Origin of the sequence: Chryseobacterium sp. MHB01 (genome assembly GCF_034651565.1) — a bacterium.
In the GTDB taxonomy this organism is placed as follows: domain Bacteria; phylum Bacteroidota; class Bacteroidia; order Flavobacteriales; family Weeksellaceae; genus Chryseobacterium; species Chryseobacterium nepalense.
On record NZ_JAYEDA010000001.1, the window covers coordinates 455,994 to 472,106 of the forward strand.

A 16,113-nucleotide genomic window follows, 5' to 3' on the forward strand; every position below is an offset into this window, starting at 1 on the left:
TTTTCGATGAAGTAAAATTAGGAGTGGAATTGTTGTAAAGATTGTAAAAGGTTTGTTTTGAAGATGTAAATTGATAAAGGTTTGATTTTTAGATTTTTGTAAAATAAAATTAACGATTATACAATCTGTTTTTCAAATGAGTATTGAATATAGTTCAATAAAAAACAAAAAAATCCGCAGAAAATTCCGCGGATTAAATATCTGAATTAATTATTTCTCATTAAGCATTCTTAAATTCACTGATGAAATGCAGCTTCACATTCGGGAATTTTTCCTGCGTCATATGAATGGTAAAAGAAGAATCAGCAAGGAAAACCAGTTGGTTGTATTTGTCTCTCGCTAAAAATCGCTGCTTTAATCTCGCAAATTCTTTAAATTCTTCAGACTTCTCATCGGCTTCCACCCAACACGCTTTGTGCATCGAAAGCGGTTCATAAGTACATTTTGCACCATATTCGTGCTCCAGACGATATTGGATTACCTCATACTGAAGAGCACCTACCGTTCCGATGATTTTTCTGCCGTTCATTTCCAGCGTAAACAGCTGTGCAACTCCTTCGTCCATTAGCTGATCGATACCTTTTGCCAATTGTTTTGCCTTCAACGGATCGTTATTATTGATATATCTGAAATGTTCAGGCGAGAAGTTCGGAATTCCTTTGAAATTCAGCTTTTCACCTCCGGTTAACGTATCACCGATCCTGAAACTTCCTGTGTCATGAAGCCCTACGATATCTCCCGGGAAACTCTCTTCCACGACTTCTTTTTTATCTGCAAAGAATGCATTGGGTGAAGAGAACTTCATTTTTTTACCCTCTCTTACCAATAGATAATTTTCGTTTCTTTTAAACGTTCCGGAAACAATTTTTACGAAAGCCAAGCGGTCCCTGTGTTTCGGATCCATATTCGCATGGATTTTGAAAACAAAGCCGGTAAACTGATTTTCTTCAGGTTTTACCAGACGCGTATCACTTTCCTTTGGCTGGGGCATCGGTGCAATATCGATAAAGGCATCCAGCAATTCGCGCACTCCGAAATTATTCAAAGCCGATCCGAAGAAAACAGGCTGAAGATCACCTTTCATATAATCTTCACGGCTGAATTCAGGATATACCGACTGTACGAGATCAAGCTCTTCACGAAGCGTAGCTGCCGCTTTTTCACCGATTAATTCATCAATGGCAGAATCATTAATGTCATCAAACTTAATGGCTTCTCCAACCTTCTGCTTTTTCTCCTCCAAAAACAGTTGGATGTTGTTTTCCCAGATGTTGTAGATCCCTTGGAAATCACTTCCCATGCCAATCGGTAATGAAAGCGGAACAACCGTTAAACCTAATTTCTGTTCAACCTCATCCAGGAGATCAAAAGCATCCTTACCCTCACGGTCAAGTTTATTGATAAATACAAGCATCGGGATATTTCGCATTCTGCATACCTGTACAAGCTTTTCAGTTTGTTCCTCAACTCCTTTTGCCACGTCTATGACAACGATTACAGAATCTACGGCAGTCAGTGTTCTGTAGGTATCTTCCGCAAAATCCTTGTGTCCCGGAGTATCCAGGATATTGATTTTATGATCTCTGTATTCAAAAGCAAGTACGGAAGTTGCTACGGAAATCCCTCTCTGTCTTTCAATTTCCATAAAGTCGGAAGTGGCTCCTTTTTTTATTTTATTGGATTTTACCGCTCCCGCTTCCTGGATGGCCCCTCCGAAAAGAAGCAGCTTTTCCGTGAGCGTCGTCTTTCCGGCATCGGGGTGAGAAATAATCCCGAAAGTTTTTCTTTTCTCTATTTCTTTGATTAAGTCTGACATATCGTATTTTGAAGTTGCAAAAATCGTAATTTTTAATGGAATCTGAAAATGATTTCCTTCAGGAAGAGATCTGTACCTCAAAAAAATGCAGATGTTTTTATTACTTCATTATTCAAACAATAAAGAAACTTCTCAAAAACTTTTATCTTTGCCCGATAAATCTGAGCATACAATATGGAAAACAGCAGGTATCCGAAATTTACATTTACATGGTTGGGCGGGCTTGTCCTCGTAGCCGGGATGATGGTTGGTATGATGGTGATTTCGTTTTTTAGTACTTTCTGGAAATTTATTTTTAGGGAAAATCTTCAGCATAAAGACTGGTTTCTTTTATTTTCAAACGCAGTAATATTTCTTACGGCGATCGCTTTCTTTGATCTTCTTATCGTAAGACCCAATACAGGGAAAAAACTGAATTTCAATTTTTCGCCCACTAATTTTTACACCTATTTATTGATTTTTCCTATGATGTTCGGGATGATGCTCATCGCGGAATTTATCACCTCACAAATACCTACAACAGGGCCTTTTTTCGGGAAATATTATGAATTTTTTACTAGACTAATGGAGCAGCTTACCGATGATCCGGTAGTGATGATCATCACTGCAGTAATATGTGCGCCTATTTTTGAAGAGATTGTTTTCCGGGGAATTATCCAGAAAGGATTGATCAATAAAGGAGTACAACCGCTGAATGCGATTCTCGCGGCATCCGTGATTTTCGGTTTGGTTCATGGAAATCCGTGGCAGTTTGTGGGAGCCGTTTTATTGGGATGCGTTTTGGGTCTGGTGTATTACAAAACAAAATCTTTATTGTTGCCAATGTTGCTGCATGGCTTCAATAATTTATGTTCCACTATATTGATTGCATATACGAAAAACGAAAGCTTCGCCGATGCTTTCAAGATCCCGGAATGGGTAATGCTTGCCGTTGGAATTATGCTTTTTTCTGTCTTTTATTATCTTTTTACAAGAAAATATAAAATACATTATTCTGAAATTTAATTAAAAACTGATGGAGCAGGAATCACAAATAGATACATGTTCCGCAAATATTGCGATTTAAAAATAAAAATAAAAGGAAATGGAATTACTGGTTGCTACCCACAATGTACATAAAAAAGAAGAAATCCAGCAGATTTTAGGGGATGGTTTTTTTGTAAAAAGCTTAACGGATTACAATATTCATGAAGAAATTGTGGAAGATGGTGATTCTTTTAACGCCAATGCTTTGATTAAAGCTAAATATTGCTTTGAAAAAACAGGAATTCCAAGCCTTGGAGACGACAGCGGCCTTGTAGTTGAAGCGCTGGACGGCAGACCGGGAATATTTTCCGCACGGTACGCAGGAGATCATGATTTTGCCAAGAATATTGAAAAAGTGTTGAGAGAAATGCAAGGCATTGAAAACAGGAAAGCTTATTTCATCACCGTTTTATGCTATTATGATGAAAACGGAGCAAGATATTTTGACGGAAGGGTTCACGGAAATCTCCTGAATGAAAATAAAGGTTTCAAAGGGTTCGGCTATGATCCGATCTTTGTTCCTGAAGGATACGATAAAACCTTTGCAGAAATGGAACCTCAGGATAAAAACAAAATCAGTCACAGAAAACAGGCCCTGGATCTTTTTCTGGATTTTCTGAAAGAATAGTAAGGTTAAGATTAAGGTTGAAGTTGTTGAAATTTCAATTGTGTTTAAAAACAGAAAGTTTAGGTAAGATTGATTAAAAAGATAATATCTCTTTAAGCCAATTTTTAATACATCTGCTTTATTCTCAACCTTAGCCTCAACATCAATCTTAATCTCAATCTCAGCCTTTTCTTAACCTAAATTCCGTACATTTGTCTATATAATAAACGATAGATTTGAGTACTTATTTAACGATATTAGGCTTTAATTCGGCAATTCCTACCATCAATTCTTCTCCTACCGCACAATTCCTGGAAATGGAGGAAAGGTCTTTTCTGATTGATTGTGGAGAAGGAACACAGGTTCAGCTGAGAAAAGCAAAAGCGAAATTTTCGAGAATTAATCATATTTTCATTTCCCATCTTCACGGAGACCACTGTTTTGGTCTTCCCGGCCTTATTGCATCTTTCCGTCTTTTAGGAAGAGAAACACCGCTGCATGTGTACGGACCGAAGGGAATAAAAAAAATGCTGGAAACTATTTTTACCATTACCGAAACCCATCGCGGTTTTGAAGTGGTTTATCACGAACTGGATAAGGATTATTCCGAAAAAATTTATGAAGACAACCGGGTAGAGGTATACACTATTCCTCTTGATCACAGGATTTATTGCAACGGATATCTCTTTAAGGAAAAACCGAAAGAAAGACACCTGAATATGCAGGAAATTTCAAAATACAAAGAGATTGAAACCTGCGATTATCACAATATTAAGGCAGGAAAAGATTTTGTGCTGAGCGATGGGTATGTTCTCAAAAATGAAATTCTTACAACAGATCCGGTTCCTCCGGTTTCTTATGCGTTTTGCAGCGATACACGTTATCTTGAAAATGTGATTCCCGTCATTAAAAACGTTAATGTCCTTTATCATGAATCCACTTTTTTACATGATTTAAAGGATATGGCAGATTATACCGGACATACGACCGCACTGGAAGCAGCAATGATTGCCAGAAAAGCTGAGGTAGGAAAACTTATTTTAGGACACTTCTCAAACAGGTATGCAGATCTTACAGTATTCACTGATGAAGCGAGAACCATCTTTCCGAATACTTTCTTACCGAAGGCACTGGAGCCTGTGAAAATTTAAAATAAATGATGTTGAATTTTGAAGAACTGAAAATCTTCCTGGATGAAAAAGCAGACCAGTATAATCATCCGGATTTTATCGGGAACGATCCTATACAGATTCCGCATCGGTTCACCCTGAAACAGGATATTGAAATAGCAGGTTTTCTGGCAGCAACGATTTCCTGGGGAAACCGGAAAGCGATTATAAAATCTGCTGAAAAAATGTTGGATATTATGGGGAATACCCCTCATGATTTCGTATTGAATCATTCGGAAAAAGATTTGAGATCTATTGAAGGTAAGAGCATTCACCGCACTTTCAATGGAGAAGATTTTGTGTATTTTATGAAACAGTTTAACAGGATTTACCGTGAAAATCAAAGTCTTGAAAGCTTATTCAGACTCCATGAATCTGAAACCAGTTTTCTGCATTCTGTTGAACGGTTCAGAAGCAGTTTTTTGGGTGCTGAAAAACACAGAAGCCACAAACATGTAAGTTCACCGTATAAAAATTCTTCCACCAAAAGGATCATCATGTTCCTGCGTTGGATGGTGCGAAAGGATAAGCGTGGCGTAGATTTTGGTATCTGGGAAAATACAGGACAGCAATATCTTTCCATTCCGCTGGATGTGCATACGGGAAATATTTCAAGGAAGTTAGGGCTTATTTCAAGAACGCAGAACGACTGGAAAACGGTAGAAGAGCTGGACGCCGTAATCAGAAAGTTTGATGAGAAAGATCCCGCAAAATATGATTTTGCATTGTTCGGATTAGGAGTTACCAAAGAATTATTATAAAAGCAGAACACAATGAAAAAGTACGAAGAAAAAACTGAGGCTTTAGAAAAAATTGCCAACGGAATTACCTGGTGGATAGGTTCTATACCGTCTCTGATTGCACATACATTGTTTTTTATTATATCATTTGTTTTACCGCTTTTGGGCTTGGTGGAATTTGATAAAATGTTGCTGATTCTTACCACGGTAGTTTCTCTGGAAGCAATTTATCTAGCTATTTTTATTCAGATGTCCGTCAATAAAAGCCATGAGAAAATTGAAGACATCCAGGAAGATATTGAGGATATCCAGGAAGATATTGAAGAGATCAGCGAAGATATAGAGGAAATCAGTGAGGATATTGAAGAAATTAACGAAGATATTGAAGATATCCAGGAAGATATTGAGGAAATTAATGAAGAAGATGAAGAAGATGATCACAGTGAGCGTGCAAGAAATGTGATGTTGAAAAGCAATGTAAGTTCAAATAAAAATGAGATCAAAGCACTTAAAGATAAAATTCAGGAGCTTCAGGAAAAAATTAATGAACTTAAGAATGAATGATTTAAATTTCGATTTATATAAATAACTCTACAAAAGGCTAATAAAAAAATTGGTCTTTTTTTTATTATTACAGATATATTATCTGATATGTATGGATTTGATGAAATAGATTAGGTTTTTACTGCAATTATTTCATTTCTTATCAAATTTTAATCAAAAAATTATTATTTTTGAACAAACAACAACAAAATGTTAAATTATAGACTGAAAAACTACTTCTTCTTTTTAGTGTTGCTTTTGATTTCAGGATCAGCTGCTGCTCAGCATGCGTCAAGAAAAAATGGTAAAGTTAAACTGACTTCCGAGAGTATGAAAGTGGGAGCTTTTATTGATGTGAATACCGCATCTTATCCGGAATCATCTTACAACATTCAGCAACTTGTTCAGCAGGTCCTTATCAACGGAACATCAAGCTGTGCAACGCCGAATGTAAGCAATGTAACGGTTACGCCCAATCATCCGGTGACTAATCCAGACAGGTTTTGGGGGTATTTTCATAAAGGAACAACCAATTTCCCTTTCGAAGACGGAATCGTTTTGACAACAGGCTACGCGAGAGAAGCCGGTAATACCGCAATTGCTACCAACCTTGCAGGTCTCATTTCCGAAGGTGGTGATGCAGATCTTGCTGCAGCAACCAATACCAATATCTCCAATCAGCGTGATGCTGTTGCTCTGGAATTTGATTTCGTACCGAATTCAAATCAGGTAAAATTTAATTATATATTTGCTTCCGAGGAATATACCGGAGGCTTTCCGTGTAATTATTCGGATGCATTTGCATTACTTATCAAGCCTGTAGCGGGAGGTGCCTACACGAATGTTGCTATTCTTCCCGGAGGAGCTGGTCCTGTAAGTGTTACGAATATACGTCCTGCAACTCAGTTTGGAGGTGGTACACTTACCTGCGGGGCATTGAACCCTACTTATTTTGCAGGATATAACACTACAAGTATTGAAACCAATTACAACGGAAGGGTAGTACCCTTAACTGCAATTGCAGATGTAACTCCAGGCGTTGCCTACCATTTTAAGATGGTTCTTGCAGATTATAATGATCAGACTTTAGATTCTGCCGTATTCCTTGAAGGAGGTTCTTTTGATATAGGAATTAAAATCGTAGATGCCAACGGTGTTGTTTTGCCTGATACCGTAAATATGTGTGACAATACGCCACAGGTGTTAACAGCTTTGCTTACCGTATCACCAGGGATGACTTTCCAGTGGTATAAGGATGGAGTGGCAATCAATGGTGCAACCAATGTTTCTTATACAGCAACATCTCCCGGCGCTTACGAAGTGAAAGTTTCTGTACCGGGAAATCAATGTCCTGCTTCTGCAGTAATAACCATTGTTGGAGGAACTACTCCGCCTGCACAAAATGCAACCCTAAAGCTGTGTACAACTCCTTCGGTTTCTACATTTAATTTAAATGATGCAACTCCGTTAATCACCACGTCAACGACTGCTGTTGTACGGTACTATGTTAACCAGGCTGATGCGGTTGCACAAAATAATAATTTCCTGAATGCTTCTGCGGTAAGCAGTTATAATGGTGCCGACGGACAGGTATTGTACGTTGTTGTTTCTAACGGTGCTTTTTGTAGTAAAATGGTTACATTAACTCTAAGAAAAGAGGCAACGCCAATTGCACAGCTTACGGCCACTAAAGTAAGATTATGCGTAGGTGAATCTACTACTCTTACAGCAGCCAACGGAGCTACTTACGAATGGGTAGGAATGACAGGCACCGGAGCAACCCAAACGGTTTCTCCAACTCAGACAACAACCTATTCTGTTTATGCTATCGGTGCACAAGGATGTAAATCACTTCAGCCGGCATCTATTACGATAGAAGTAGTCCCTGCTATTACTTCAAACCTTTCCGGTGGAATGATCTGCCAAGGGGATGTAATTACTCTTGATGCAGGACCTGGACCAAATTACAGCTATCTATGGAACACAGGAGATACGTCGCAAACAATTTCCGTAGGAACTCCGGGGACATATTCTGTGACAATCAATAATGGTGTTTGTTCAAAAGTATTTACAACACAGGTGATTCAGGCTATTATTCCTGAAATTATCAACGTAAATTATAATGAGAACGGAACAATGATTCTTACGGCAAGTAACCCAAGCAATGGAGCATTGGAATATTCTATTGATAATGGTCTTACCTGGCAAAACTCCAATACATTCAGTAATGTACCGAGAAATACCGTGGTTTCAATTCGGGTAAGAGTTAAAAAAACGAGCTGTGTAGGATTCCTTCAGTATTTTACTTTTGTGATGCAGAATGTAATCACACCAAATGGAGATAATATTAATGATATCATCGATTTCAGAGGGGTGAATCAGAATAAAGATTTCAAGGCATCTATTTTCGATCGATACGGAAAAGAAGTTTACAAAGCAAGTAGTCTTCAGCCTTATTGGGACGGCTATTTCCAGGGGAAACGTCTGCCTACATCATCATACTGGTATCAGGTGAGTTTTGAGGATCCGGCAAGTAAAAAACCTGCATTGAAAACAGGATGGATCCTGCTTAAGAATATAGAATAATAATGAAATAATAATTTTTAAATATTCAAAGAAAGACCAACAATTTGTTGGTCTTTTTTTCGTTCTTATAGTAATTGAACAAATATTGTAAAATCAGATGAGTTATATTATTAATAATGTAATTTATTATGAATTGATATTTAATCAAAAAAAATAGTATTTTTGTTTAAAATAATATAAAAATGTTAAATAGGAGGACAAGAAATTTACTTTTGGCTTTATTTTTAGTTTTTATGGGATCTCTTGTATTTGCCCAGGACAGGCAAAGCAAAGTGCCCGCTAAAAAACCTACGGCTGCAAGTATGAAGGCAGGGGTCTTTATTGATGTGAATGCTGCCGGTTATCCGGAATCTGCTTACAGTATTACACAATTGGTAAAAGATGTACTTATCAGCGGCGGGTCTACGTGTTCGGCTGCCAATGTAAGCAATGTAGTTGTCTCTCCGAATCTTGCAGTAACTGATCAGAACAGAAGCTGGGGGTATTTTAATAAGGCAACTACCAATTTTCCATTTGCCAAAGGTATTGTTCTTACTACGGGATATGCCAGAAAGGCAGGAAATACTTTTCAGGGAAACCTAAGTGACGGGCTTGGTTCCGGAGGAGATATAGATCTTGCAACAGCTTTAAATGTAAACAATTTAAGTTTAAGAGACGCTACATATATAGAATTTGATTTTGTACCTGCTTCAACTAAAGTTACCTTCAGGTATTTATTTGCATCTAAAGAATATCAGAGTAATTTTACATGCAACATTTCAGACGGATTTGCGCTGTTACTGAAAAAAGTTGGAGATCCTACATACACCAATTTAGCATTGCTTCCTAACGGTGATCCCGTAAGCGTTACCAATATTATCCCTGCAAACTTGCCTTGCGGGCCTAAGAATGTTCAATATTTTGCAGGAATCAATAACCCCCAGATTGAGACTAATTTTGACGCACGTACGATTCCTCTTACAGCAACGGCAACCGTAATTCCCGGAGAAACGTATCATTTTAAAATGGTTCTGGCAGATTATCAGGATTCAAACTTTGATTCTGCTGTTTTTCTGGAAGCAGGATCTTTTGATATTGGTGTTCAGCTTCTCAACCCTGCCGGTGTTCAGTTGCCTTCATCTATAAATGTATGTGATAATGCACCACAGGTTCTTACAGCTTCGGTTCAGGGAGGTGGCGCCACCTATCAATGGCTATTGGGAGCTAATCCTATTCCGGGAGCAACAAGTGCTTCATATACGGCAACGCAGCCCGGATTATATACGGTTCAGGTATTTTTACCGGGGAATACATGTCCGGGAACAGCTTCTGTAAATATTGTCGGAGGAACTTCGCCAACCGTACAGAATGCTACGTTAACGGCTTGTTATACACAGGGTAATGCAACATTCAATCTTACCTCTGCACAGACGTCAATAAGTACGACACCCGGAGCAACTTTCAGTTATTATATTAACCAGTCAGATGCTTTAGCCGGGAATGGAAACGTAATCGCCAATCCTACTGCTTTTCAGAGTGCTGGACAAACAATATATGTGCTGGTGAAAAATGGATTCTGTTCGAAAATTGCGGAATTACAATTGATTAAAGCTCCTCAGATAACTGCTACGATAGCAACACCTGCTACATTAACGTGTACCAACTCGCAAACCACACTCAATGCCTCCGGTTCTGTTTATCCTGCAGGATCTACTTTCGCATGGACAACTACGAACGGAAACATCGTATCCGGAGCGAATACTCTAAATCCGGTAGTGAACACGGCAGGAATCTATACTTTAACAATTTCAAACACTTATCAGCCAGGAAACTTAACGTGTACGGCAACGGCAAACGTAACAGTAACCGGCGACAGCGCACCGCCAACAACAGGTTTAACGGCCTCTAAAATATTAATATGTTCCGGAGAATCTATAACATTAACTGCATCCGGCGGAGTAACGTATAACTGGGTAGGCCTTCCGGGTAACGGAAACACACAAACTGTTTCGCCAACTACAAACACAACTTATACGGTCACGGCAGTCGGGGCAAATGGATGTGTATCTCAGACGCCGGCAACGATTACAATACAGGTATCTCAGCCGATTACAGTTCAGAATGCCACTTTATTAAAGTGTTATCAGGCTGGTGGAATCAATTATGATTTAACGGAGGCACAAACGCAGATAACTACTGCTCCGGGTGTTACATTCTCATATTATCTGAATATTTCCGATGCAAATGCAGGAAATACGAATACTATACCCAATCCTACATTATTTAACAGTGCGGGAAATCAGACAATTTATGTGCTGGTTATAAGTGGAGGATGCAGATACGTTGTAAATTTACAGTTGCTGGCAACTCCTCAAACAACATTAACTATTGCTCAGCCTCAGCAGATTACCTGTAATACCCCACAAGTTACACTTAATGCTTCTGCTTCTGTAATTCCGGCAGGCTCTGCAATTGCCTGGACTGCAGCAGGCGGAGGAAATATTGTTTCCGGGGCCAATACATTAACTCCTGTTGTTAATGCAGGAGGAACCTATACATTAACGGTTACCAATATAAATCAGCCAGGAAATTTAAACTGTACTTACACTTCCAATGTTACGGTAACGCAGAATACTACGCTTCCGGTAGCAACGGTAACAGCACCAGTACAACAAATCTGTCCGGGTGAATCTGTCACCTTGACTGCATCCGGAGGGGCTACGTATAACTGGGTTAATCTTACAGGCAACGGAAACACACAAACGGTTTCTCCTGCAAACACTACGGTATATCAGGTTTATGCGGTAGGTGCCAATGGATGTGTGTCTGCCAATCCTGCCACTATTACGATTGTAGTAGGACCACCTGTAGCGATACTGGCCGCGTCAAAATCTAAGATTTGCGTGGGAGAATCAGTTACATTAACGGCTACGGGCGGAGTTACCTATGAATGGGTAGGTTTACCGGGGAATGGAAGTACTCAGGTTGTGTCTCCTACAGCTACCACAACGTATTCTGTTTTTGCTTTAGGTGGAAACGGATGCAGAGTGGCAACTCCTACCTCAATTACCATTGAAGTTGTACCTGCTATTGAGTCGACGTTAAAAGATGTGTACGCATGTGCCGGTGATTCAGGAACTCTGGATGCGGGTTCAGGTCCAAATTATACTTACCTATGGAATACAGGGGCCACTACTCAAACTATTTCTGTAAATACTCCTGGAACGTATTCCGTAACGATCAGCAATGGTACGTGCTCCAAAGTATTCAGTGCTCAATTAATTAACCCGACGCTTCCGCAGTTTACAAACGTTACCTACGAAAACCATGTGTTAACAATATCAGCAACGAATCCTACAGGAGGAGAGCTTGAGTATTCTTCAAACGCAGGAGTGACATGGCAGGCTTCCAACATTTTTTACAATATGCTGGATAATAATAATTACAGCCTCATAGTGCGTGTAAAAGATGCAAAATGCGGCACTACATTATCCTTCTTTACTTTTGTAGTTATTAATGCTATTACTCCTAATTCCGATGGTAAAAATGATACCGTAGATTTTTCCGGAATCAGCAAGTATAATAATTTTGCAGCTTCTATATTCGACAGGTATGGACAGGAAGTATTTAAGGCAGGTAAAAATGTTACAAGCTGGAACGGATTGCTGAGAGGAAGTCTGGTACTTCCAACTGCTACATACTGGTATCGGGTACAATGGGAAAACCCTGCGAGCAAGAAACTTGAGCAGCGCAGTGGATGGATTTTGTTAAAAAACAGAAATTAATAGTTATAAATATAATAAACCTTCCAATTTGGGAGGTTTATTTGTTTTTTTGATATAAAAAAGGTTAAATAAGTATATTTATTTATAAAAAAAAATTAAATTTGTTGAAACAATTTATTTATGAAGAGATACCTACTATTGTTTTCCTTATTCGCGGTCTCGTCGTCGAGTCTCTTTTATTCACAGAACATTACTCCCAGAAAACCTCAGAAAGAAAAGGCATCCAGTCTGACAATGAAAGCTGGTGCTTTTATTGATGTGAATGCTGCAGGATATGCACCTACCGATTACACTCCTTTACAATTGGTAAAAGATATACTGATTTCTTCCGGAACAAATTCTTGTGTGACACCAACCGTATCCAACGTTCAGGTAAGCCCGAATTTACCGGCAAGTAATGTTCAGAGATCCTGGGGTTACTTTCATAAAGGAACAACCAATTTTCCTTTTAAAGATGGTATCGTGCTCACTACCGGCTACGCAAATAAAGCAGGAAATAGCTATATAAGCACTACTTTAGGAGATGATTTACCCACCGGGAGTGATCCGGATCTTGTAGCTGCTACAAACCCATCAGGAACACTTAACGATGCCGTTATTTTAGAATTTGATTTCGTTCCCACCTCTTCTCAGGTGAAGTTCAATTATTTATTTGCTTCCGAAGAATATACAGGATCGTTTCCTTGTAGTTTCTCTGATGCATTCGCATTATTATTAAGACCAACAGCAGGAGGGCCTTATGTAAATATGGCAGTATTACCTGCTCCGGGTACCGGGCCTGTAAGTGTTACCAATATTCACCCTCAAAACAGTTTTACTGGGTTTGATATGGGATGCGGTGCGCCGAATGTTGCTTTCTTCGGAGGATATAATACCTCAAATATTGAAACCAACTTTAATGGAAGAACAGTGCCATTACAGGCAACGGCAACAGTAGTGCCTGGACAGTCTTACCACTTTAAAATGGTTTTGGCGGATGCTATTGACAGCAGTTATGATTCTGCGGTATTCCTGGAAGGAGGTTCATTTAATATTGGCGTTGAATTATTAGACCCTAATGGAGGAACTTTACCGGAAGAAATTAATGTGTGTGATAATGTTCCTCAGGTAATTACAGCTTCTGTAAGTGACCCGAATATGAATTACCAATGGTTCTTCAACGGTGTTGCCATTCAGGGAGCAACTACTCCTACGATTACTGCTACACAGCCGGGAAATTATGAGATTCAGGTAACATTCCCAGGAAATCCATGCCCTGGTAAAGCAAATATCAAAATTAACGGGGGAACAACTCCTTCAGCTGTTGACGCATCACTACTGCTCTGTTCAACCCCGGATGTAACATGGTTTGACCTGACGGATGCTATGCCGTCTATTAGTACGACGCCGGGAGCAGTATTCCATTTTTATGAAGATCAGGCAGACGCTGTAGCTCAGAATAATGATTATATTCAGGATGTTTTACATTATACCGGCAATGACGGGCAGATTCTTTATGTGGTTGTTTCCAATGGAGGTTTCTGTAGTACAATGGTTGAATTAACATTATTGAAAGAAACAAGACCAACCGTAAGTTTAGTAGCATCAAAACTTAAAGTTTGTCCTGGATCAACAGTAGAACTTACTGCAACAGGTGGATCTACTTATGAATGGGCTAATTTCCAGGGAACCGGTAATGTACAAACGGCAACTGTTTATAATACAACAACTTTTTCAGTATATGCTTTAGGAGCAAAAGGATGTCAGTCTTCATTGCCGGCTAAAGTAACGGTAGAAGTTGTGCCGGAACTTACCTCTCCACTACGGGATGTTGAAATGTGCCAGGGAGACAGAATTACTCTTGATGCAGGAGCCGGGCCTAACTACAGCTACCTATGGAGCACCGGTGCAATTACTCAGACTATTAACGTAGATAGCTGGGGTGTTTATACGGTGAAAATCGATAACGGATATTGTGAAAAAACTTTCACGGTTAATGTAATGGGTGCAGCATCTCCATTTGTTTCGAATGTTGATTACAGTAACAATACCTTAACCATTACGGCAGAGGTTCCAACGATCAATAATATCCCTCAAACTGCAGAATATTCTATTGACGGAGGTATTTCTTGGCAGGATTCTAATGTATTTACGGGTATTCAGGATAATACGACGTATAACATTCAGGTTAGATCTGTAGGAACACATTGCGTGGGAGCATTAGAATTCTTTACTTTCCAGGTGAAAAATATTATCACTCCGAATGATGATGGTATTAATGATACCCTTGATCTTACAGCTCTTGGAGGTTTCAACAACTTTACAGGATCTATTTATGATCGTTATGGTTCTGAAATGTTCAGGTTCTCAAAAGAAAATCCAATCTGGAACGGTACCGTTGGGGGTAAAAAATTACCGACTGCAACATACTGGTATAAATTTAATTTCCAGTATCCGAAAACAAAATCCACGATGAGTCAATCTGGCTGGATTATGCTTAAAAACAGAGAATAATATCGGCTGATATTAATTCAATACAATAAATCCCCGGAAAGTTTAACTTTTCGGGGATTTTAATTTCATAATCAGGGAGTAATATTATAGTTTTATATAAAGAGCTTCCCGGATTGCTGTCAGTATTTTGTTGTCATTATTTTAATTTATAATGCAAAGTAAATAGTGATCTGCGCAATGTTTTACGCTGTGTGCCTGATAAAACGATCTAACATAAACTTACAAAGCAAAAATGTAAAGCTACAATGCAAGAATGTGAATTTGCAATGAAAGAATATAAAGTTACAATGCAAAAAAGTAAAACTACATCGAAAGAATGTAATGTTGTATCGTGCCATTGTAGAATGATATCGGATAAAAGTAAATTTACAAGGCAAAAAAATAAAGTTACATTATAAAAATGCAACCTTACTTTGAAAAAATATTGAATTACTGAGCTACAATATTATTCAGATATAAACAAAAATTATTTTCTATTCGTAAATTCTATTGCGGAAACGGTGGTGTATTCCGGGGAAGTGGCTCTGTATAGACTTTTTACGTATTTTTTAATCTTTAGGGAGACGGCATACACTCCGGTTTCTTCCGCATAAAGAATTCTATCGCGTTCTATGATTTTGGTGTTCAGTTCAGACTCGGTCTGGTCTACAAGGAGGGTCGCCGCTTTTAATGATTCGTTGTAGCTGCTGAGGTTTTGTAATTTTATGCTGTCTTCATTAGGCGTGTAAGCGGGTAGGGTAGACAGCATCTGTAACAGAAGACCGAAATTTTCAGCTTTTGAGGTGAAAGACTGGCGGGAAGTGGATGAGCTTTTAGGCACTTCTTTGCCATCTTTAACCGGTGTATTGCTCTTTCCTGAACTGCCCTGAATAGTCTGGATTAAAGATCTTGCCTGATTTAAGGTTCCCTTCGGTAAGCCTACAATTTCCAGCAGATTGATGATGCTGGTACAGGTTGCACTCAAATTTTTGAAAGCGGTCTGACGGGCAACGATGGCATTTTTATTTGCGCTGCGTTTTTCTCCAACTTCTGTCAGTTTTGCATTGGCATTCGTGTATAAAGTCTGAAGACTTGCCACTGTAATGTCGGCAATCGGTGGATTGTAAAGGCTGTACGTAGAAACTTGTTGGATTATTTTCTGAAGGTTCGCTACATTTTTAGCGTGCCCTACTTCTGAGGTGCTTGACATATCAATTGTGTTTTGTTGTTAATGATTCAAATATAGAAATTATTTTGAATGTGTGGTAGGTTTGTTTAAATATTTTGATTTTTAGGATGTTATGTTAAATTGGAAGAATGGAAAGCACGGATTGCAAATCTGCGCTATCTTGTAATTAAAAAAGACCGGAATTGCTTCTGGTCTTTTGTT

General features: G+C 38.8%; 10 protein-coding genes. 8 read left to right on the forward strand and 2 right to left on the reverse strand.

What is annotated here, in order from left to right:
* Positions 1–220 precede the first annotated feature (220 nt).
* On the reverse strand, positions 221–1,816 hold the full coding sequence (locus U9K52_RS02190) for a peptide chain release factor 3 (protein WP_263603749.1): 1,596 nt from the start codon (positions 1,814–1,816) through the stop codon (positions 221–223).
* Positions 1,817–1,990: 174 nt separating this feature from the next.
* On the opposite strand from U9K52_RS02190, the gene U9K52_RS02195 reads away from it, so the two are divergent.
* From U9K52_RS02195 to U9K52_RS02230, 8 genes are all read left to right on the forward strand, one after another.
* Positions 1,991–2,821: a type II CAAX endopeptidase family protein gene (locus U9K52_RS02195; RefSeq protein WP_322925002.1), complete on the forward strand. Its 831-nt coding sequence runs from the start codon at positions 1,991–1,993 to the stop codon at positions 2,819–2,821.
* Between the two features lie 79 nt (positions 2,822–2,900).
* A complete protein-coding gene (rdgB, locus tag U9K52_RS02200; protein ID WP_322925004.1) occupies positions 2,901–3,470 on the forward strand; it encodes an RdgB/HAM1 family non-canonical purine NTP pyrophosphatase in 570 nt (189 codons plus the stop codon).
* 215 nt (positions 3,471–3,685) lie between these two features.
* The gene (locus U9K52_RS02205; protein WP_322925006.1) at positions 3,686–4,600 is read left to right on the forward strand and encodes a ribonuclease Z; all 915 of its coding nucleotides are present in this window, start codon (positions 3,686–3,688) and stop codon (positions 4,598–4,600) included.
* Between the two features lie 8 nt (positions 4,601–4,608).
* Complete coding sequence (locus U9K52_RS02210; RefSeq protein ID WP_416232848.1) at positions 4,609–5,379, forward strand: TIGR02757 family protein; 771 nt, start codon at positions 4,609–4,611, stop codon at positions 5,377–5,379.
* A 12-nt stretch (positions 5,380–5,391) separates the two neighbouring features.
* Positions 5,392–5,922: a DUF1003 domain-containing protein gene (locus tag U9K52_RS02215; protein WP_322925010.1), complete on the forward strand. Its 531-nt coding sequence runs from the start codon at positions 5,392–5,394 to the stop codon at positions 5,920–5,922.
* Between the two features lie 189 nt (positions 5,923–6,111).
* Positions 6,112–8,487, forward strand: a complete 2,376-nt coding sequence (locus U9K52_RS02220; protein WP_248391980.1) for a choice-of-anchor L domain-containing protein — start codon at positions 6,112–6,114, stop codon at positions 8,485–8,487.
* 182 nt (positions 8,488–8,669) lie between these two features.
* A complete protein-coding gene (locus U9K52_RS02225; protein ID WP_322925014.1) occupies positions 8,670–12,251 on the forward strand; it encodes a choice-of-anchor L domain-containing protein in 3,582 nt (1,193 codons plus the stop codon).
* Between the two features lie 120 nt (positions 12,252–12,371).
* Positions 12,372–14,744, forward strand: a complete 2,373-nt coding sequence (locus tag U9K52_RS02230; protein ID WP_263603744.1) for a choice-of-anchor L domain-containing protein — start codon at positions 12,372–12,374, stop codon at positions 14,742–14,744.
* A gap of 466 nt (positions 14,745–15,210) precedes the next feature.
* Here the strand turns inward: U9K52_RS02230 and U9K52_RS02235 are convergent, their stop codons facing one another.
* On the reverse strand, positions 15,211–15,933 hold the full coding sequence (locus tag U9K52_RS02235; RefSeq protein ID WP_322925017.1) for a hypothetical protein: 723 nt from the start codon (positions 15,931–15,933) through the stop codon (positions 15,211–15,213).
* Positions 15,934–16,113: the final 180 nt, after the last annotated feature.

Bases quoted from the DNA above. Each gene is read 5' to 3' on its own strand.
- U9K52_RS02190 (WP_263603749.1), bottom strand. From the start codon at position 1,816: ATGTCAGACTTAATCAAAGAAATAGAGAAAAGAAAAACTTTCGGGATT.
- U9K52_RS02230 (WP_263603744.1), top strand. From the start codon at position 12,372: ATGAAGAGATACCTACTATTGTTTTCCTTATTCGCGGTCTCGTCGTCG.
- U9K52_RS02235 (WP_322925017.1), bottom strand. From the start codon at position 15,933: ATGTCAAGCACCTCAGAAGTAGGGCACGCTAAAAATGTAGCGAACCTT.
- U9K52_RS02225 (WP_322925014.1), top strand. From the start codon at position 8,670: ATGTTAAATAGGAGGACAAGAAATTTACTTTTGGCTTTATTTTTAGTT.
- U9K52_RS02220 (WP_248391980.1), top strand. From the start codon at position 6,112: ATGTTAAATTATAGACTGAAAAACTACTTCTTCTTTTTAGTGTTGCTT.
- rdgB (WP_322925004.1), top strand. From the start codon at position 2,901: ATGGAATTACTGGTTGCTACCCACAATGTACATAAAAAAGAAGAAATC.
- U9K52_RS02195 (WP_322925002.1), top strand. From the start codon at position 1,991: ATGGAAAACAGCAGGTATCCGAAATTTACATTTACATGGTTGGGCGGG.
- U9K52_RS02215 (WP_322925010.1), top strand. From the start codon at position 5,392: ATGAAAAAGTACGAAGAAAAAACTGAGGCTTTAGAAAAAATTGCCAAC.
- U9K52_RS02210 (WP_416232848.1), top strand. From the start codon at position 4,609: ATGTTGAATTTTGAAGAACTGAAAATCTTCCTGGATGAAAAAGCAGAC.